Origin of the sequence: Cohnella massiliensis (genome assembly GCF_900169535.1) — a bacterium.
In the GTDB taxonomy this organism is placed as follows: Bacteria; Bacillota; Bacilli; order Paenibacillales; family Paenibacillaceae; genus Cohnella; species Cohnella algarum.
Genome location: NZ_LT821259.1, coordinates 2,272,771 through 2,291,701 on the forward strand (window position 1 = coordinate 2,272,771; position 18,931 = coordinate 2,291,701).

General features: G+C 59.9%; 19 protein-coding genes. 7 read left to right on the plus strand and 12 right to left on the minus strand.

Annotated features, from left to right (window positions below; translation table 11 throughout):
* The first annotated feature begins 21 nt into the window (after positions 1–21).
* On the plus strand, positions 22–609 hold the full coding sequence (locus B7E11_RS24340; protein ID WP_080839664.1) for a beta-class carbonic anhydrase: 588 nt from the start codon (positions 22–24) through the stop codon (positions 607–609).
* A 391-nt stretch (positions 610–1,000) separates the two neighbouring features.
* Here the strand turns inward: B7E11_RS24340 and B7E11_RS24345 are convergent, their stop codons facing one another.
* Positions 1,001–1,543 (minus strand): DUF309 domain-containing protein, encoded by a 543-nt coding sequence (locus B7E11_RS24345; RefSeq protein ID WP_080839666.1) that lies wholly within the window; start codon positions 1,541–1,543, stop codon positions 1,001–1,003.
* A 118-nt stretch (positions 1,544–1,661) separates the two neighbouring features.
* Between B7E11_RS24345 and B7E11_RS24350 the strand changes: the two genes are divergently transcribed.
* The gene (locus tag B7E11_RS24350; RefSeq protein ID WP_080839668.1) at positions 1,662–2,105 is read left to right on the plus strand and encodes a hypothetical protein; all 444 of its coding nucleotides are present in this window, start codon (positions 1,662–1,664) and stop codon (positions 2,103–2,105) included.
* Positions 2,106–2,111: 6 nt separating this feature from the next.
* Positions 2,112–2,390 (plus strand): DUF2653 family protein, encoded by a 279-nt coding sequence (locus B7E11_RS24355; RefSeq protein ID WP_080839670.1) that lies wholly within the window; start codon positions 2,112–2,114, stop codon positions 2,388–2,390.
* A gap of 200 nt (positions 2,391–2,590) precedes the next feature.
* Here B7E11_RS24355 and B7E11_RS24360 read toward each other — a convergent pair whose 3' ends face one another.
* Positions 2,591–3,571, minus strand: a complete 981-nt coding sequence (locus B7E11_RS24360) for an aldo/keto reductase (RefSeq protein ID WP_080839672.1) — start codon at positions 3,569–3,571, stop codon at positions 2,591–2,593.
* A 361-nt stretch (positions 3,572–3,932) separates the two neighbouring features.
* On the opposite strand from B7E11_RS24360, the gene B7E11_RS24365 reads away from it, so the two are divergent.
* Both B7E11_RS24365 and B7E11_RS31135 read left to right on the plus strand, forming a co-directional pair.
* The gene (locus B7E11_RS24365) at positions 3,933–4,460 is read left to right on the plus strand and encodes a hypothetical protein (protein WP_245809867.1); all 528 of its coding nucleotides are present in this window, start codon (positions 3,933–3,935) and stop codon (positions 4,458–4,460) included.
* 202 nt (positions 4,461–4,662) lie between these two features.
* The gene (locus B7E11_RS31135) at positions 4,663–4,764 is read left to right on the plus strand and encodes a DUF6199 family natural product biosynthesis protein (RefSeq protein WP_483862435.1); all 102 of its coding nucleotides are present in this window, start codon (positions 4,663–4,665) and stop codon (positions 4,762–4,764) included.
* A 14-nt stretch (positions 4,765–4,778) separates the two neighbouring features.
* On the opposite strand, the gene B7E11_RS30000 is transcribed toward B7E11_RS31135, so the two are convergent.
* The 8 genes from B7E11_RS30000 to B7E11_RS24405 form a co-directional block, all read right to left on the minus strand.
* Complete coding sequence (locus B7E11_RS30000) at positions 4,779–6,077, minus strand: DinB family protein (RefSeq protein WP_245809868.1); 1,299 nt, start codon at positions 6,075–6,077, stop codon at positions 4,779–4,781.
* Positions 6,078–6,098: 21 nt separating this feature from the next.
* The gene (locus tag B7E11_RS24375; protein ID WP_080839677.1) at positions 6,099–6,695 is read right to left on the minus strand and encodes a hypothetical protein; all 597 of its coding nucleotides are present in this window, start codon (positions 6,693–6,695) and stop codon (positions 6,099–6,101) included.
* Between the two features lie 150 nt (positions 6,696–6,845).
* Positions 6,846–7,472 carry a TetR/AcrR family transcriptional regulator gene (locus tag B7E11_RS24380; RefSeq protein WP_080839678.1) on the minus strand — a complete coding sequence of 209 codons (627 nt, stop codon included), beginning with the start codon at positions 7,470–7,472 and terminating at the stop codon, positions 6,846–6,848.
* A 43-nt stretch (positions 7,473–7,515) separates the two neighbouring features.
* Positions 7,516–9,588 carry an MMPL family transporter gene (locus B7E11_RS24385; RefSeq protein ID WP_080839680.1) on the minus strand — a complete coding sequence of 691 codons (2,073 nt, stop codon included), beginning with the start codon at positions 9,586–9,588 and terminating at the stop codon, positions 7,516–7,518.
* A 33-nt stretch (positions 9,589–9,621) separates the two neighbouring features.
* Complete coding sequence (locus tag B7E11_RS24390) at positions 9,622–10,767, minus strand: NAD(P)/FAD-dependent oxidoreductase (RefSeq protein ID WP_080839682.1); 1,146 nt, start codon at positions 10,765–10,767, stop codon at positions 9,622–9,624.
* A gap of 4 nt (positions 10,768–10,771) precedes the next feature.
* Positions 10,772–11,503: a methyltransferase domain-containing protein gene (locus B7E11_RS24395; RefSeq protein WP_139787300.1), complete on the minus strand. Its 732-nt coding sequence runs from the start codon at positions 11,501–11,503 to the stop codon at positions 10,772–10,774.
* A complete protein-coding gene (locus B7E11_RS24400) occupies positions 11,496–12,659 on the minus strand; it encodes a type III polyketide synthase (protein WP_080839686.1) in 1,164 nt (387 codons plus the stop codon). Before B7E11_RS24400 ends, B7E11_RS24395 begins: the two co-directional genes overlap by 8 nt.
* A gap of 164 nt (positions 12,660–12,823) precedes the next feature.
* On the minus strand, positions 12,824–14,077 hold the full coding sequence (locus B7E11_RS24405; protein WP_176220883.1) for a copper amine oxidase N-terminal domain-containing protein: 1,254 nt from the start codon (positions 14,075–14,077) through the stop codon (positions 12,824–12,826).
* A gap of 255 nt (positions 14,078–14,332) precedes the next feature.
* Here B7E11_RS24405 and B7E11_RS24410 point away from each other — a divergent pair, with 255 nt between their 5' ends.
* Together B7E11_RS24410 and B7E11_RS24415 are read left to right on the plus strand one after the other, a co-directional pair.
* Positions 14,333–15,640 carry an acetamidase/formamidase family protein gene (locus B7E11_RS24410; RefSeq protein ID WP_139787301.1) on the plus strand — a complete coding sequence of 436 codons (1,308 nt, stop codon included), beginning with the start codon at positions 14,333–14,335 and terminating at the stop codon, positions 15,638–15,640.
* A gap of 260 nt (positions 15,641–15,900) precedes the next feature.
* The gene (locus tag B7E11_RS24415) at positions 15,901–16,107 is read left to right on the plus strand and encodes a hypothetical protein (protein WP_139787302.1); all 207 of its coding nucleotides are present in this window, start codon (positions 15,901–15,903) and stop codon (positions 16,105–16,107) included.
* Positions 16,108–16,982: 875 nt separating this feature from the next.
* On the opposite strand, the gene B7E11_RS24420 is transcribed toward B7E11_RS24415, so the two are convergent.
* Together B7E11_RS24420 and B7E11_RS24425 are read right to left on the minus strand one after the other, a co-directional pair.
* On the minus strand, positions 16,983–17,270 hold the full coding sequence (locus B7E11_RS24420) for an alpha/beta-type small acid-soluble spore protein (RefSeq protein ID WP_080839691.1): 288 nt from the start codon (positions 17,268–17,270) through the stop codon (positions 16,983–16,985).
* A gap of 202 nt (positions 17,271–17,472) precedes the next feature.
* Positions 17,473–18,897, minus strand: coding sequence for a flavin-containing monooxygenase (locus B7E11_RS24425; RefSeq protein ID WP_080840994.1), 1,425 nt, complete (start codon positions 18,895–18,897; stop codon positions 17,473–17,475).
* Positions 18,898–18,931 lie beyond the last annotated feature (34 nt).

The window sequence follows — 18,931 nt, forward strand, 5'->3', positions numbered from 1 at the left end:
TTAAAGGAAAGGTGAGCGAGCATGCGGAGATTGGAAGAGGTTTTGGCCTACAATGAAGCGTTTGTCGAACAAAAAAATTACGAAAAGCTGACGCCCGGCCGCCAGGGCGACAAGCGGATCGTCGTCGTCACCTGCATGGACGCCCGGCTGACGGAGCTGCTGCCCAACGCGCTGAACCTGCACTCCGGCGACGCCAAAATCATCAAAAACGCGGGCGCGATCATTACGGCGCCGTTCGGCAACATCATGCGGAGCGTGCTCGTGGCGCTTTACGAGCTGAACGCCAACGAAGTGTTCATCATCGGCCACCACGATTGCGGCATGACCGGCCTCGATCCGAACCGGGTCGTCGGCCATATGCAGGAACGCGGCATTTCGAAGGAAGTCATCCAGACGCTGCGCCATTCCGGAGTCGACTTCAACCGCTGGCTCCAAGGCTTCGAAAACGTGCGGGAAGGCGTGGAAAACAGCGTGGGCATCGTGCGCAACCACCCGCTGCTGCCGCCGGGCACCCCCGTTCACGGGCTGATCATCCATCCGGCAACGGGCAAGCTCGAGCTCGTCACGAACGGGTACGAATATTTGGAGCGGCAATCGGAGGGAGCCTAATCCCCCTTGCTTGAAGCGGACCTGCCGGACCGTCGTCGCCCAACCCGCGTTTGCGGGCTCGCAGCGGCGTCGTTCGGTCCCTCCTCTCAGGCGGGGGTTCTTTTTTTGGGGGGCGATGGTTCATGGTCCCATTCACGCGTATTTTTCTCCTTATCGGTATCCCCTTCGTTCAGAAGCTTCGCGCCGGTCGATCGCTCCCGCTTGCGGGTGCCGACAAAGCGCAGATCTACCCGCTAGCGATGCCGACAAAATGCCGCGCTCCCGGCTTCCGAGCCGGCGGAAGCCGTGCTGAGCGAAGGGGATGCCGATAAGAGCGGACGAAACGGAATTGCCGCCCGAACGTCCGCCTGACGGCATCCGCCGCCGTTCGAATCCGCTCCGCTCGCCGGATTCATTCGCCCTTCTCTCGCTTTGCGGCCTTCAGCTCGGCCGCGGCGGCGCGAGCCGAAACGACTTCGCTGCGGTCCCGCCGAAGGTGGCGGTGAACGATGTCGTCCGGAACGCGCTGCCGGGGCGTCGCCCAGCCCCAGCCTTTCTCTTCGCAGCGGGTGCGAACGAGCCTCAGCAGCTCCGGGTCCGCGATCGGCAGCTCGAATTCTTCATAGGTCGCATCGCCGCCGCTCCATGCCGTCAGCTTGTCCTTGATCATCCGCTCAAGTTCGGCGCCGTCAAGTCCCAGGCGGTCCATCAGGTCGGGACGGACTTCTCCGGACGCTTTCGCAAGAAGCTTGGCCGCCCCCGCCCCGTTCCCCCTTCGGGCATGATATTGGACGACGGCAAGGCGGATGAGCACCAGCCAGCAGACGGACCATTCGGAATCGGGCGTCTTTTTCCAATATTCCTCCATAATTTCATGGCATTCGAAAAAATCGCGCGAACCGAAATATTCCGCCAGGTATTCGATATATTCTTCCGGGTAACGGGAATTCGCCATTCGTTTTGCTCCTTCGAAAATCCATTTCGCGAATTATTATTTTTGAAACCGCGAACGATATGATCCGTATATCCATTATGACACCAACTATCACTTTTTGCAGGGGGAATCGCATTACATGTGGAAGAAACTTTTGCTCGTGCTCGGATTGTTCGCCTTTACGGTCGCGGTAACGGTTCCGGCCGACTCGGCCGACGCCGCGAGAAAATCGTTCGGCAAGAAGTCATTTTCGCAAACGCCTTCCAAAGCCCAGGATAACGTGCAAAGCAGCAACTCGGGAACCGGAACGAAGTCGTCCGGAACGACGGCCGGCTCGACCGCGACGCAAAAAGGCGGCTTTTTCAGCGGCGGCAGCTTCATGAAGGGCATGATGATCGGCGGTCTCGCGGGCCTGCTGTTCGGCGGCTTGTTCGGCGGAATGGGCTTCTTCGGCGAAATCCTCGGACTGCTCGTCAACGTGCTCGCGATCGTCGCGGTGATCGCCTTGATCCGCGCCGCATTCGTATACTTCCGGAAGCGCCGCGACGAGCAGCACCGCCCGCAAGACGCCAACAGGTGGTAATTGGCAATGCGCATTACGATGGACGAGATCGTAAACGCCGTTTGCCTGAACATGGCGCAGCGGTACGAAGTTCCCGTTACGGCCGTTGAAGTGGAGCTGTCGTGGGAAGAACACGAAGGCTTCACGGCCGAGACGTGGATCCAGGGCCGCAGCCGGTTTCTGGTGGAAGCGAATTTGAAGGAAGCGATCATGCGCTATATGGAAACGGAATACAACCAGCGCGTCTACTCTTCCCAAATTACGCTGCATGTCGATGACGAGGTGTGGGCGGAAATCTCGGTATGAACGCAGGACGGTCTTGCGGCCTTGGCGGCTGCAAGATCGTCTTTTTTTACATTGGCGGAATTTACAGTTCTTCACCTCGCTGAAGAGCATTGGGAAAGTTATGGCGGTGGAGTGCATCCCCGGGGATCAAAAAAGCTTTCCCGGACGGCGCGGAGGCCGATTTCGGGAAAGCTTTTTTAACGAGCTGCCTTTTGCGCGGTTTACCAGGCGTAGGCTTGTGGCGCCTCGCCGCCGGGACCGGGGAAAATTTCGTCCAGCCGTTCCAGCGTCGGCGCATCCAGCTCGATGTCGACGACTTTCAGCGCCGATTCCAGCTGCTCCTGCGTCCGCGGCCCGATAATCGGGGCGGTCATCGCCGGGTGGAGCAGCGTCCAGGCGAGCGCGATGTTGGCCTCGCTTTCGCCGAATTCCCGCGCCAGCTTCTCGAACGCTTCCAATTGCGGCCGGTGCTTCGCCACGCGGTCCGGGTTGCCCGACCGGTTGGATCCGGGAAGGGGCCGCAGCGCGTTGCCTCCGAGCAAGCCGCCGTCCAGCGGGCTCCAGGCGATGACGCCGATGCCCAGCTCCTCGGCGGCCGGCAGAACCTCCAGCTCGGGCAGCCGGCACAGCAGACTGTATTTATGCTGCTCGGACACGAGTCCTAGTTTGTTGCGTTTCGCCGCTTCGTATTGCGCCTTGACGAGATCGCGGCCCGCGAAGTTGCTCGAGCCCGCGTATCCGATTTTGCCTTGGTACAGCGCGACGTCGTAGGCCTCCCAAATTTCGTCCCAGGAGACGTTGCGGTCGACGTGATGCATTTGATATAGCTCGACATGATCGGTCCGGAGCCGGCGCAGCGAGCCTTCCAAATGACGGCGAAGCTTATACGCAGACAGTCCCCGTTCGTCGTTCGGACCGTCGTTTTCGTCGCCCATGATGCCGTAAAACTTCGTCGCGAGCACGACCTTTTCCCGGCGTCCGCCGCCTTGGGCAAACCAGCGTCCGATAATTTCCTCCGTCCGCCCCTGATGCCCGGCGCCTCCGTAGCCGTTGGCCGTATCGAAAAAGTTGATGCCCGAATCGAGCGCCGCGTCCATAATCCGGAACGCTTCCTTCTCGTCGGTTTCGGCCCCGAAATTCATCGTGCCGAGGCAAAGCTTGCTGACCTTGAGCCCCGAACGTCCGAGATACGTATACTGCATGTACTTATCGCTCCTCTCCCCATCGGAATTCCCTTCTATTGTAAGCGATTCGGGCATGGAAGCAAGAGGGTTTCTTGTCGAACGCGTTATTTTTCTTCCGGATGCTCTCGTCGGCCTGCCCATCCGCAGAAACGCTCCCCTCCATAGCCATGAAAAATGATGAATTTCGACTCTTTCATTTGTCCCTCTCCATACGGCTGCTAGTCTCATATTGATGATAAGGAACAACTTGAAGGGAAGTGGGATAAACTTGTACAAACGAGCTGTCGGAAAAACCGCGGAAAAAAGCAGGCAAACCCTGCGAAAAAAAGTTCAAGCGCCCGCAAAACGAACCGGAATCTCCGCCTCCGGCGTGAGCAGCATGCTGGTCTCCGCCCAAAAATCGTTGAATTCGCAAAAGCCCGCCGTCGTCAAGCAGACGAGAACCGTTATCCAAACAAATAGCAGTTGGGTAAACGCGCTTCAAATCGATCGAAACCCGGCATGGGTAGCGCCGCAGGCAGGCGGATCCTACGTTTGGGGACGAAACGACCCGAATGGACCGGCGGCCGCGGTCGCCAGAAGATTCCTGATCAACAGGGATATCGAAGAAATAGACAGCGCAACCTTATTTCTGGCCGTTGACAACTACGCCATCGTCTTCATTAACGGAAGAGCCGTCACGATCGATAACCCGCAGTCCAATTCCTCATTTTTTAATCCGGGAAGATCGTTCGATATCGTCCGCTTCCTTCGCAGAGGCCGAAACGATATCGTGATTGCCGCTTTTAATTTCCCTTCGAATGCGGACAGGTCCGCAAGCAATCCTGACGGCGTCTATGCGCGCATCGACGTTCAATTCGAATCGAACATCAATCGGACCCGTAAAGCCTTGCAGCGCAAAAAGTGAAATCCGCACAGAAAAGTCGAAGCCCCCTATGCGGCGCTTCGACTTTTCTGTGCGGATTTCAAAACTTACATAAGAGTATCACCGTGCGCCCGGTTCGCCCGGCTTTTTGTTCCTGGGGCTGGCTCTGTTGATTTTCGGGCGGTGCGGCTATCGTTACCGGAAATTGCAGGATATTCTTTTTTCCTTGTCTTAAAGGCTTTGGGTGAACGATCCCGAACCGAGCGACTTTTATTACTTCATGTGCAAGGCGGGCGGACTGATCGTCATGATCGCATCCGTTTTCGTTGCCCTTCAAGCCTTCTGACGGGACCGGGCTTGCTACTGCTCCAGCCTTGCGAACGTGATGAAATCCACTTGGACGGGCTCCGCCGAATCGCCTCTCAGCGCCCGGTTGATTTGGCCGCGATGGTATTGGCCGTGCAGGGCGACTTGCGTCAAAATATCCCGGACGGAAGTTCGAAACGGGACGCCGCTCTGGTTCGCGTATTCGACCATCTCGTCCAGGTTGCGCTCCTCGAGCCGGCCGATATATTGTCTGTACTGTTTTTCGTTTTCCGCGAACATCTTTTTCAGCGTTGCCACGTCTTCCGCGTCTTCCCATAACGCATACTGCGTGCTGCCTCTCCCTTCCAGGCGGGAAAGCCATACTTGCTCCGCGACGGCAACGTGGCGGGCCAGCTTGAGAATGTCTTTGTTTTCGGTCTTGCTCGCATCGAGCGCGTCCAGCATGCGCCCGTTCGCCCAATACAGATGATCCATCATTCGGCTAATCGTCTTCATTTTCGATTCCTCCCGTTTTTCCGATTCGATGGCCGACCCTTCGGTCGTCTCTCTCATGACAAGCTTAACCTGATCGAAATACGGTTTCAACCGATAATTTCCATGCCTCGGGGCAACCAGATCCATCTGCATCGCCTCCGCGAAAAAGGAAAGCGTTCCGTGCAGCCTTTTATGGAACGGCTTCAGCAGTCGGAGCGCGATGCGTACGAATCGCGGAGACAGCGAAACGATTCGGACCGGGCGCCCGACCGACCGGAAAGCAAGCTCCGCCAGATCCGCCCCATGGATCGGATTCAGGCGATATCGGCCGTCGCCGATCAGGAAGACGACGCCCCGTTCCGCCATGCGAAGCAGCCCGGCAAGGTCGGAGTAAAAACCGGTAGGCCTTATCACCGCATAAGACAAGCCGGAGGCGGCCAATTCGGAAACGAAACGTTCGCGAGCGTTCACGATGTCCAGATGAAGCATTCGCGAAGCTTCGTAAACAGAAACGAACAGAAACCGGGTCGCGGTTCGGCTTCGTTGCGCGGCTCGGAGCAAGTTGACGTTTCCTTGATAATCGACGTCGTCGAAGGCGAGACCGTCTTTTTGACGGGTGATGCCGACGGAAGAAAAGACGACGTCGATGCCGTCGCATACGCCCGCAAGCGTTTCGGGCCGCGTAATCTCGCCGACGAAGACGTCGTCCGCTTCCTCCCCGATCGCCGGCTCCAAATGGGCCCCCCTCGCGTTAAGGCGGGCGGGATCGCGGACGAGCACCCGGACCCAATAACCTTCTTCTTTAAAACGGCGGACCACGTAACGCCCCAAATAGCCGGACGCCCCGGCCACGAGCACTGTTTTCAAGGCATTTCCTCCTTACTTGCGGTAAGGCTCTTCCCTGACAAGATGGCCGTACACGATTTTGATGAACAACAGCGGCATCAGCCATTCGAAGCCGGCGATCGGCTCGATCAAGTACGCGTTGACCAAAAACGACAGCATGATCAGCAGCATGGAGACGGGACGCTGCAAATAAAGTGGCGTTCGCAACACGGCGGCGACGGAGGCCAGAAACAGACCGTACCAGAGCAGGCCGAACGTCCAGTCCCGCTCCCCGAACAGCAGACCGGCGACGACGGGATGAACGTGGAAGACGCTGAACAGGACCGGATGCTTCAAAACAAAGCCGAGCTTGCCCTCCTTCTTCTTCGGCGGGGTATGGTAAAATCGCTTGCACGAATTCAGCGCGTTCGAAACGAGGCCGCCGCCGACGTCAAACGCGAGCAGGAGCGCGACGGCGAGCTGCAAGGCGTTCCATTCGACCGCGCCCGAATGCGCCAGATAGAGCAAAAAACAGGGGATCACGGCCGCGGAAAGAAGCCCCAACGCTTTCTCCGACGGATAAGCCCCCGTTCCGGAGGAGAAATCGGTTTTCCCGTCGTACTCCCATTCAATCCGAACCCGGCTTTTCACTTTTCCCCGCTCCTTCCCTGATTCACTGCAACATTTATGAGTGCACTCATATTTTGAGTATACTCGATGAACTCGCTTCTGTCATCCGGCATTTTCCGAACAAAAAAAACACCGCCGGCCGAAAATGGCGCAGCGATGCTTGGCAGGCACTTACGGCGATGCCACATGCCCCGTCAAAATGAACGAAATCTGGTCGAACATCGTTTTCTTGAATTGCGCATAGGAATACCCCTCGATCAGCACGTATTGATTCATCAGCGTGACGACGCAGCCGAAGATGCAGGACGCCGCCAGATCCGCATCGAAACCCGCCATCCGCGCGGAAAACGCCTGTTTCTGGGCTTCCAGAAACGAACGCACCCGAACCAGCATCCGCTCGTCCGCCGCGAACAACCCCGCCCGCGCCTCCGCGCTTTCCGCCAAAGCGCCGCCATATACGATGGCAAAATAATCCTGCAGCATCCGTTTCTCCACGCGCTCGAACCGGGACAGCTCCCCGTCCAGCATGTCCACGATGGCCGCGGCCAGCCGACGAGGACTGGGATCTTCCAATTCGGCGCCGCGAAACGTCTCGATGGCGGGCTCGGGCATGACGGCCGCAACGAACAATTCGCCTTTGTTCCGGAAATAATTGAACAGCGTGCCCTCCGCGATGCCCGCTTCCCGGGCGATTTCGGCCGTGGTGACGTTCTGGTAGCCTTTGGCCGCGAACAGCGCCCCCGCTTGTTCCAGCAGCGTCTTTCTCGTTTCTTCTTTTTTCCGCTCCCTTAATCCCATATCGCTTCTCCAAATGAAAAATAAGAGTCATAGCCGTAGTATACTATCCCGGCGCCCACCAATTCCACTTGCCCAGCCATTTCATCAAGGCGGGGACGAGGATCATCCGGATGACGGTCGCATCGATGAAAATCGCGGCCGCGATGCCGATCCCGAGCTGCTTGACCCCCGCGACGTCGCCCGATGCGAACGGCGCCGTGACCGCTATCATGATGGCCGCCGCCGAAGTGATGATTCGGCCCGTCGAGGCCAAACCGACCCGGATCGCCTCGTCGTTGTTTCCCGTTCGCCGATATTCCTCGTAAATGCGCGACACGAGGAACACCCCGTAATCCATGCTGATGCCGAAGACGAGCCCGAATATAAAGACGGGAATCATGATCGCGACGGGACCCGGCTCCATGCCGAAAGCCCCCCGTTCGAACAGCCACGCCAAAATGCCGAACGAAGCCCCGATGCTGAGCAGGTTCATCCCGATCATTTTCGCCGGAAGTAGGACGGAGCGGAACGCGGCGGACAGGACGACGAAGTTTGCGGCAAAAATAAACAGCAGCGCGCGCTTCAGGTTTCGGAAAATCGCATCGTACACTTCCTGCTCATACTTCGCTTCGCCTCCGATCAGGTACCGGATATCGGACGTCTCTCCGTCCCGTTCCCGGCTGCGGAGCCAGTCCATCGTTTCCCCGGAGGCCGGTTCCCCGCCGACGGTCACGTAGAAAAGCAGCCGGTTGCCGTTCGCGTACGGCCGAGAAGCCTGGCGGGAAAAGACCGAATCGACCCGGCGAACGAACGGATCGGCCGCGAGGCGCTCCGCCAGCGCTTGCGCCTGCAGCCATTCCGCTTCGGTCAAGCGGTCGCCCCGCCCCTGCACGACGAAGTAGACTTGCGAAGCGGACGGCGGAGCGAAATTCGCTTCGAAAATCTCGGCGGCGATTCGGGAGTCGTAGCCGCGCGGCAAGGAAGCGGCATCCGGAACGGCGACCCTCATGCCGCTTAACGGCAGCAAGCAGCCGGCTAGCGCAAGCGAAGCGAGCAGCGCCATGCGGACGGGCCGCCTCAGCACGAAGCTCGGCCACGCGCGCCAAAGCGCCGCCGGCTCCCCGTTTCCGGCGGGCCTCCCGGCTTCGGCTGCGATTCGCGCCCGCAGCAAGGCAAGAAGAGCCGGAACGAGGGTGAAGGAAAGCAGCGCCGAGACCCCGAGTACCGCCATCGCCCCCGCCGCGACGCTTCGGAACATCGGCAGGGGAATGAACAGCGTCCCGCACAGGCCGACAAAAAAGCCGGCCGCCGAATAGACGACGGCCCTCCCGGCCGTTTTCGCAGTTAGAGCCCACGCCTGTTCGGGCGAAGCCCGAGCCGCTTCCTCCCGGAACCGGCTGACGAGCATCAGCGCGAAATCGATGCTTAATGCGAGTCCCGCCATCGGAATGACATTGAGCACGAAGTTGGACAGCTCGAGCTTGGTCCCGATCCAGGCCGTCATGCCCATCGCGACGGCAACCGCGACGACGCCCGTGATGACGGGAACGGCCGCGGAGACGGCTCCTCCGAAAGCGAAACAAAGAACGAGGAAAGCAAGCGGAACGCCCAAGAGCTCCGCTTTTCGCAAATCGCGCTCGCTTGCCCGGTTCACGTCCGCCTGGACGACGGCTTTGCCGGTCAGCGCCGCCGTCATGCCGCCGCCGGCCGGCAAGCGGCTTCGCAATTCCGCCAGCGCCGGCTTTAATTCATGGGCGGGCTGGCGAAAGACCAGAAGCGCGTATGCGACGTTTCCGCGGAGCATCCCTTCCCCGTCGAGCGGGGATACCGTTTCCGTCAGCCCGTCGATCCCTTGCAGCCGCGAAAGCGCATGCCGGATAAACCGGCGAAAGACGTCTTCCGGCGCATCCGTCCGGTTCTCGAAAACGACGATGACCGGATCCTTCGCGATATGAAAGTTCTCCTCCAATAATTGCTGCACCCGGGCGTGGCTTCCGTTCGGAGTCAGCCCGTGGTCTTTCAGCGCTTCGGGCAGCTTTTGGGCGTTCCATCCGAAGAAGGCCGCAAGCAGCAGCCAGATCAGAATGACGGCTTTCGGATGCCGAAACGGAACGACGACTAGCCGGCAACCGCCCATGGCCGATCTCCCCCGCGCAACGAAATGACGGACTTACGATCCGTTGTCTTTCCAGCGGGTCGCCCGAAAGGTGTTCTGCGCCAGCTTCGGCGCGAGACGTCCGATCGCAGGCAGCATCCGCGGCATGCCCGGCACGCCCACCAGCCATTGCAGCAGCCGTCCCCACCGCAAAGGCCCTCCGAATTCCCGCCGAATCGCGCATATGTATTCGCTCCGCCAGCGGGAGAGCGAAATTTCCCCCCGCAAATAGCGGTCGGCTTGGAAAACGCATCGCTGGGCCGAACGAAGCGCCATCGACATGCCGTCCCCGCACAGCGGCGGAAGCAGGAACGAAGCGTCCCCGATGTGGGGGATCCGGTCCCAGCAAACCGGCTTGCGGCCTAGCCCGACCGGAGCGACGGCCGCCTGCGCGCCGGGAACCGGGACGGCTCGGGCAAGCTTCTGCCGCAGCTTGGCGTTTTGGCCGATTGCCGCTTCCAGCAAGCCGGGAATCGACGTCGCCTTTCCATGAAACGCGTTCCGTTCGAGCAGCGCGGCCACATTGACGATCCCGTCTTCAACGGGGGAAATGCCCAAATAGCCTCCGGCAAAAAAATAGAGCTCGACGGCCGGCTCCGAAGGGATTCCCTGAAAATGAGACTTCACGCCGATGTAGGCGGTATTTCCGGTTTTCCCCGATCGATTGCCGAACAGCTCCGGCCGGCGATGGCCCCCCCACGCGGCGATGACGGCCCGCGCGTAATGCGTGACAACCTTTCCCCCCTGCCTCGTCTCGATCGCATAGCCCGCCTCGCGGGGAGCGACGGACAGCACCGCCGTCGCGGTCCGCACCTCCGCTCCCGACGCTTGCGCCGCGGCGTGAAGCGCGAAGTCGAGCGCATGCCGGCTGATCCCGAAGGCGCTGCCGGGAAGCGGGATTTCCACGGGGCGGCCGCGTTCGAAGGCCAAGCGCGCAAGATCGATCGGGCTCGGCCGAAGCGGCGTTACGGTGTCCCACAATCCCAACGCCTGCAGCGTTCCTTGTGCTTCCGGCGAAAGAAATTCTCCGCAAACCTTATGCCGCGGGAACGAATGCCGGTCGAGAAGGAGCGTGTCCCATCCCTTGTCCGCCAACGCTTTGGCGGCGGCGCTCCCGGCAACCCCCGCCCCCAATACGGCCACATCCCGAAAGCGCTCCATTCTCTCAACCCCGTTTGCCGGTTCCGGCTTCGTTTTTGCGAATGACGACGGCATAGCGGAACAAAGGCCGCCAGGAATAGAACGCGCCGGAAATCCCCAGCTCCGCTCCGAGCTCGTCCCAATCTTCCGGTCGAAAGCCCTTTGCCACCGACAGCGGACCGTCATTTCGGATATACCGGTTGCCGGACACAATTCTCGTCGCCAGCCAAACCGCGGTCCACGGAATCCAGTGCCGATGAATGTCGTTGATCGCGACGCCGAAGCGGGCGGACCTGAGCATGCGCCCGACCACTCGCGGAAGCTCGCTCGCCGCGAAATGATGGACGAACTGCGTTCCGGTGACGACGTCGGCGCAAGCTTCCGGCAAAGCGAACAAATCGCTTCTGATCGCCGTCACCCGCGGCTCGCGGCGAAACAAAAGCCTTGCCTCCTCGCAGGCTTCCTCCGTCCTGTCCGCCAGCGTGATCCGGAGGTCGATCCGGTTTTGATCCGCCCACCTTAGCAGGCGGCGGTTCACATCCCCCGAGCCCGCCCCGATATCCAGCAGCGTCCAGCGCCCCGGCCGGCCCGCTTCCTCCCATAATCGCCTGACGCCGTACAGGGTCGGCGAAGCGGCCCCGAACAGCCGGTTCAGCCTGCGAAGGTGCCGCAGGGCGACCCTCAGTTCGGTCCCTCCGCGCGAAAAATCGTCCATCAGCTCGGGCCGTTCGGCCCGCTGCCGCAAACGGTCAAGCAAGGGCGCCTCCGGCCGCCGCCGCGCCTTGGCCTTGCGGCATGACGGACGGCACATAAGCGAATTTGAGCATTTCCGCCGCGAGGCCGGGACCGAATGCCATGGCGAGTCCGATCGCGGGCCTCGCGCGGGATTCTTTTCGTTTTAACTCCCGCTTCATCTCGCGAAGCACGAATAAAATGGTGGCGGACGATACGTTGCCGTTTTGACGGAGAACCGTCCGGCTCGGCCCCGTTTGTCCGTCGTCAAGCTCCAGCGCCTCCTGCAGCGCGTCGACGATTCCGCGGCCCCCGGGATGAATCGCCCACAGCTCGGGCCGGGCGTCTCCGGCGCAAAACCGCGCGATCTCCGCGGGAATCCACCCGCCGATCCGCTTCGGAATCGCCGGGGAGAGGTACAGATCGAACCCGTAATCGCCGACTTCCCATACCATCTCCTCCGCATATTCCGGCAATAGAACGGATCGATGGCCGTCGAGCCGAAAAACGTCCCGGTCGTCCGGACCGGGACAACCGACGATGCAGGCGGATGCCCCGTCGCCGAAAAAAGAAGCCGCGTACAACGCCTCGCGCCCGGCGGAAGGCTGAATATGCAGCGTGCAAAGCTCGACGCAGACGATCAAAACTTTGGCGTCCGGCTGCCCCCTGACGACCTGCAGCGACAACCCTACGGCTTTCAAGCCGGCCGCGCATCCGAGAAACGTAAGCGGGATCCGGCTTGTTTCCGGCGAAAGTCCCAGTTCCCGGCTAATAACGGCATCCAGCCCGGGAAGAAACTGCCCCGTGCAGCTGACCGTAATCAGGTGGGTAATTTCGGATGCCTTCGCGCTGCCGTCCAGCATCGCTTGCCTGGCCGCTTGAAGCCCGAGCGGCACGGCTTCCCGCCTGTACGTCTTCATCCGTTCCGCGGTCGAAGGAGCCGGCTCGCCCGTTTGCGGAAAGTAGCGGCACCTAGATGCCGGTTCGAGCAAGTTCGGTTCGCACGTATAGCGCGTTTCCACTCCGCATTGCCTGAATATTCGCTTGGCCCAGCGGGCCGGATCGGAATTTTCGCCCAGCGCCTCCGCCAACCTTCGCGAAGTGTCAGATTGATCCAGCCGATAGTTCGGAACGGCCGTGCCGATGCCCAGTATGGCGATGTCCGGAGCCTCCCGGTCCATTCCCGCTCCCTCCTCTCGTTCCCGTTTTCAAAATTCTATTGCGTTAGCCGATTGCGCTCCGTCCTTTCCATCATTTTATTTGTACAGGCCCGGCGATATGACCGAAAAAAAAGAAAGAGCCGCCGGATCGACCGTTCCGGCGGTTCTTCGTAATGGAAGTCCTTCTACGCGGACGCAATCGCGATCGTCTTCAGCGTCTCGTCCCAATCGACCTTCGCGCCGAGCGCTTCGCTGACGAACCGGAGCGGGACCATCGTGCTGCCGTTCATCGTCCTCGGCGCCGCATCGAGCTTCGCGGCGCTGCCGCCGATTTTCGCGTTCGCGTTATCGAGCTGCAGCCAGATGGACGTCTCTCCTTTTTTGGCGGCGATCGACCGATCCGCGGCTTTCCAGACCACGGTGGCCCCGAGCTTTTCGAAAATCGCCCGCATCGGAACGAGCGTGTTGCCGCTGACGACGGCCGGCGGCTGCTCGAAAATCATGAAATCGCCGTCGACGACAACCGTAATCCAGTCGTCCGGAACGAGCGGCTCGAATTGAATGCCCGTTCCGGTCAGCTTCTCCCGCGCGGAGGACGCCTCGGCGATCGCTTTCTCGCGCTGCTGCAAAATCGAGTTTTTCGCGTTCAGCCACGCATCGCGAATGTCCCGCAGCGACTCGTTTTTCCTTGCTTGAACCGCTTTTTTCGTCTCTTCGATCCGCTTGCCCATATCGGCTTCCGCCTTGGCCAGCGCTTCGGCCATCAGCTTTTCCGCTTCGGCCAGGGAAAGGTCTCCGTCCTCGTAACGGTCCATGACGCTTCCGGCCGAATGGACGGACGAAACGTCTTCGAAAACGTCCATGACGCCGCCGGCCGAACTGGGGTTCACGTCGTCCTCGTACAGATCCAGGGCGCTGCCCGCCGAATTCGGATCGAGCTCGTCGTCGTACAAATCCGTCGCTTCGCCCGCGGAATCGGGATTCAAGCTGTCCTCAAAAAGGTCCATCGGGCTTCCAGCTTGATTCGGATCCATCGCGTCTTCGTACAGGTCCATCGGCTCGCCCGCGCGGTCCTTGTCCGCCGCCCTCTCGTACGCCCGGAACGCGTCGATGTTGTCGTCATAGCTTTGTTTCAGCTTTCGGATATCGTTTTCAAGAACGGACGTCATGTTGTTCAAATCCTCTTGGGCCAGCCGCAAAAGCTTGTCGTAGACCGCAGTCATTTGTGCGTGATACGTATCGTACAATTTTCGTTCTTCTTGGAGATAACGATTGTAGGTTTCGCGATGCTTTTGCTCGAACGCGTCGTATTGTCCGGTCATCCGGGCGATGAAATCCGCGTCCGCCGCCGTTGCGCAAGGAATAGCCGCACCGAAGCTTAACGCGAAAGCGATGGAAGCGATCCAAACCTTTTTTGCCGTCGGTCTTCTTTTGTTCATTGTTGCCCCTCCAAAAAATTCATGGTGATCGGCCGAGGATTTCGGCATTTTCCTATACATTCCATAATCATACAAGAAAAAATATTTGAGAAAAATAGGAAATCCGAGGGGAAATATGCAGATGCCGCTCGGCGCATCGCGACCAAGGTCCTATGCCTTTGAATCGATTAGCAGCATCATCCTGCCTATCCCCTGCCAAATTTTTCTTATATAATGAACGAAGCGGTACATTTCATAAACAGGAGGCCGGAATACATGAACCAAGCCGTAGAAACGTTGTTCGTCAACACCTTCACGGATGGCATTTTGGACCCTGAAAAAGAAATGCTGGGCCCGGTCAAGGACGGAGGCCGCATCATCGCCAACACGGCTCCCGGATGCTGGGGCCCGATGATCACGCCGTGCCTGAAGGGCGGCCACGAAGTGACGAAGCCCGTCTATGTCGAAGGGGCGGAGGTCGGCGACGCGATCGTCATCCATATCAAATCGATCGAAGTGACCTCGATCGCCACTTCGTCGGGGAACGACAAGCCGGTGGAAGGCCGGTTTCTGGGCGATCCTTTCGTCGCCGTGAAATGCCCGGAGTGCGGCACCCTGCATCCGGAAACGGTCGTCAAGGGCATCGGCCCGAAAGCGGTGCGCTGCTCCGGCTGCGATTCCGACATTACGCCTTTCGTTTTTACGAACGGTTATACGATTGCTTTCGATAAAGACGGCCTGGTCGGCGTCACGCTCCCGAAGGAAGCGGCCGAGCGGATTGCCGAGGACGGCCGCCGCTATATGCGAACGCCGGATCATTCGGTGCAAAACCCGATCGTCACGTTCGCCCCGCACGATCTCGTCGGCGTCGTGGCCCGGATGAGGCCGTTTTTGGGCCAGTTGGGCACGACGCCCTCCAAGGCGCTGCCCGATTCGCACAATGCCGGCGATTTCGGCTCGTTTCTCGTCGGCGCGCCGCATGCGTATGCCGTGACCGAGGACGAGCTGAACGAGCATCGCACGGACGGGCATATGGACATCAGCCGGGTTCGCGCCGGCGCGACCGTCATTTGCCCGGTCAAAGTTCCCGGCGGCGGCGTTTACCTAGGCGATATGCACGCGATGCAAGGCGACGGCGAAATTGCCGGGCATACGGCCGACGTCGCGGGAATCGTCCATTTGCAGGTTCGCGTGCTGAAGGGCGTGAACCTGGAAGGACCGATTTTGCTGCCGAACGTAGAGGATTTGCCCTATACGGCGAAGCCCCTTACCGCGGCGGAACGGCTCGCGGCAGAAGCGCTCGCGAAGGAATGGAAGCTGAAGAAGACGGAAACCTCGCTCCCGCTGTCCGTCGTCGGAACGGGCAAATCGTTGAACGAAGCGACCGACAACGGACTCGCCCGCGCGGCCAAGCTGTTCGACGTCACGGTTCCGGAAATCATGAACCGGGCCACGATTACCGGCTCGATCGAAATCGGCCGCCACCCCGGCGTCATTACCGTCACTTTTCTGGCGCCGAAGCGCTATTTGAAGCAGGCGAAGCTTTACGATGCGGTGGACGAGCATTATCGAGATCGGGAGTAAGCAAAGGGCCGTCCCGGGAGCCGCCGTACTCGGCTTCCGGGACGGCCCGGCGTATATCCTCAAGAAAAAACCGGGAGTTCGAAACCGATTGATGTCGAAACGTCAGAGCAAGGGCTCAAGCGCCGGTCGCTTTAATCCCGCGGATCAGGATGAAACTCCGGCCGCCCGGGCACTCTCGCCGCAGCTCGTCCTTGCTTTCCGGAGCATTTGCGGTTGCCGCCGTCCCCTACTCCTGAAGGTCGAATGCGGGTGCGGGTATGATGGAACGCTTTTTGGAAAAACTCTCCGAGACGGACATTTTTACCGAAAGCGAGGTGACGACGATGACGGGACGCAACAACAAGCCGGATAACGACGGACCGGCGTCCTCCCCTTCCCGGCTGGATCAATTCGGGGACAAGCTGGCCGACAACTCTGCGCATCTGCCGAAAAAGAAGAAAAACCGGCCGAACCCTGACCGGTGCTAACGCTGGCCTGGCACTGCCCATGCGAATGTAGCGTACCGGGTGCGCTACATGGAGGGAGTTTGGCGCAGACAAGGCGATTGTAGCGCATCCAATGCGCTACATGGAGGCCATTTCGCGCTGGCATGGCGAATTTAGCGCACCCAGTGCGTTACATGGAGGGAGTTTGGCAGCAGCGAGGCGAATGTAGCGCACCCAGTGCGTTACATGGAGGGAGTTTGGCAGCAGCGAGGCGAATGTAGCGCACCCAGTGCGTTACATGGAGGGAGTTTGGCGCAGGCAAGGCGAATGTAGTGCACCCAGTGCGCTACATGGAGGCCATTTGGCGCTAGCATGGCGAATGTAGCGCACCCGGTGCGCTACATGGGGGCCATTTGGCGCTGGCATGGCGAATGTAGCGCACCCAGTGCGCTACATGGGGGCCATTTGGCGCTGGCATGGCGAATGTAGCGCATCCAATGCGCTACATGGAGGCCATTTCACGCTGGCATGGCGAATGTAGCGCACCCAGTGCGTTACATGGAGGGAGTTTGGCAGCAGCGATGCGAAAGTAGCGCACCCGGTGCGCTACTTGGCCAACAAGACGACCGGCACACGACTCAGGACCGTTTGCGTGCGCTCGGAGGCGATGAAAGGAGTCATTTTTACTCTACTGCGTACGCTGCATGCGGATGGCGGGGTGAGGTGAGTCATCACGACTCAACTGGACCCGCGAAGAGCCGAACCGGCTTCAGATTGGATAACGCGAGCGGCGTTCTCATGCCACGCAAGCTGCCAGAGCGCTTTCGCACGGTGAAGTTTAACTTCCCGTCCCTATTTAAAAAAAGCATGGCGCCTTCCCCGGACGCTTGTCCCGGCTGCGCGCCATGCTCTTTGCCTTACTCCTTCGACCGCTTCGCAAGCTGCTCCTGGGCCAGCCGAATCAGCTCGCGCACCATCGGGCCGCCGATTCTTCCGCCGACGTTTCCGACCGATTCGGTCGACAGCTCCCCGTTTCCGCCGGGTTCCAGCGGAACGCCCAGCGAATCGGCGACTTCGTACTTGACGTCGTCGGGACGGTTCGGATCGACCCGGTATCCTTCCCGCTTCATCACTTCGGCCTTGAATTCCCGCAGCCCTTGCTCGGCTCCCGGTACGACATGCCGTCTGGACCCTCTTCTGGCCATTTTCGCTCCTCCTGCTTCAAGCATCATCCATCTTGCTTGTCGGGAGTTTCCCCGGAAAAGGAGGAGCTTATTCCCGGAGCTTCCGATTCGCGTTCGATTTCGCTTCGCGAAATAGCCGTACCGAAATTCGGGTTATAGAAGCCCCGACTTCTCCCCCGTGTTCCGAAAGCTCGATCCGCTATTTTCGTTTGCGCCCATTCGGTCAAGCCTGCTCCGGTAGCGGCCATTCGCCGACAAACTCATGTTCGTTATAAGCGAAATAATGGCTTAAAATCGCGTCTCGGTCGTCCAGGAAAAGCTGGTCCGCGATCGCGGATACGATTTTCGGTATCGCGTATCTCATGCCGGAAAGCGCCGAAGCGGATACCCCGCAGCTGACGAGCGCCGAATACGTGAACGAGAACAGGCCGTGCAGCAGCGGCTTTCCTTCCTCGCCGCGGCTTAAAAACGCAAAGCCCGGACTGAGGTACGGATGGGCGTCCAGCAACGGATTGGCCGTTTCCGCCGGAGCCTTGTAACGATCGCCCCAACGCGCGATATGGCTTTCGACCAGCCGGAGTTCCGGACGCAGCGCAGGATCGGTCATCAAGCCGGTGCTGATAATCAGAAAATCGAACGCGAACTTGCCTTGAGGCGTCGTGACGACGGCCTGCTCGCCCGCTTCTTCCACATTCAGCCAAGGCGCGCCCAGGTGAAGGCGGAAGCCCGGCCAGGAAGCCGCACGGTTGAACGTATCGTTGGTCGGCGGCTGATTATGCTTGAAAAAATGGGAAATAACCGCATATTTTTCGGCATCCGACAGCGTCGGGAATCGTTCGATCATGCCCGAGCCTTCCATTTGGCGGATCGGATTGATGCGCGGCAGCTCCTGGCGCCGAACGAAAACGTGCGCCTCGCCCACGCCTTCCGCCAGCGCGAAGTTGGCATTGTCGAAGGCCGATGCCCCGCCGCCGAGAACGGCGATCTTTTTCCCTTTCAGCGCGGCGAAATCGATCGCTTTGGAGGTATGGGCATACAGGCGGGACGGCAAACGGTCGGCAATCATAGACGGCACGTGCCATTCCCCCCCGCCCTGGATGCCGGTCGCCAGCACGACTTTGCGCGCAAGCAGCGATGCCGACGGCGCGCCCGCGCCTTCGACATGCAGGCGGTGAAGCCCTTCTCCGACGGGTTCGATCAGGTTCAGCTTGGTTTCGTTGAGAACCGGCAGTCCGAGCACCTTCCGATACCAGCGCAAATAATTCATCCAGTCTCCGCGCGGAATTTTGTCCAGCGCTTCCCAGCCCTCCGGGCCGAACTGCGCTTCCCACCAGGAGCGGAACGTCAAGGACGGGATGCCGAGGTCGATGGAGGTCAAATGCTTCGGGGTGCGAAGCGTTACCATCCGAGCGTACGTTTCCCACGGCCCTTCGGTTCCTTCGGGGTTTTCGTCGATGACGAGAATGTTCGAAACCCGTTCGCGCAGCAGGCCGAACGCGATGCCGAGGCCGCTTTGTCCCCCGCCGACGATCACGACGTCATATACGCGGCCGTCGGAATGACGACGCGGATGGACCCAGTTCGCCCCTCCGAAAGCCAAATAGGAAAGATCGCTTTTGACTCGTTCGTTCAAAGCTTCCAAACTCATATAGATCATACCTTTCATCGCAGACCGCAGGAGG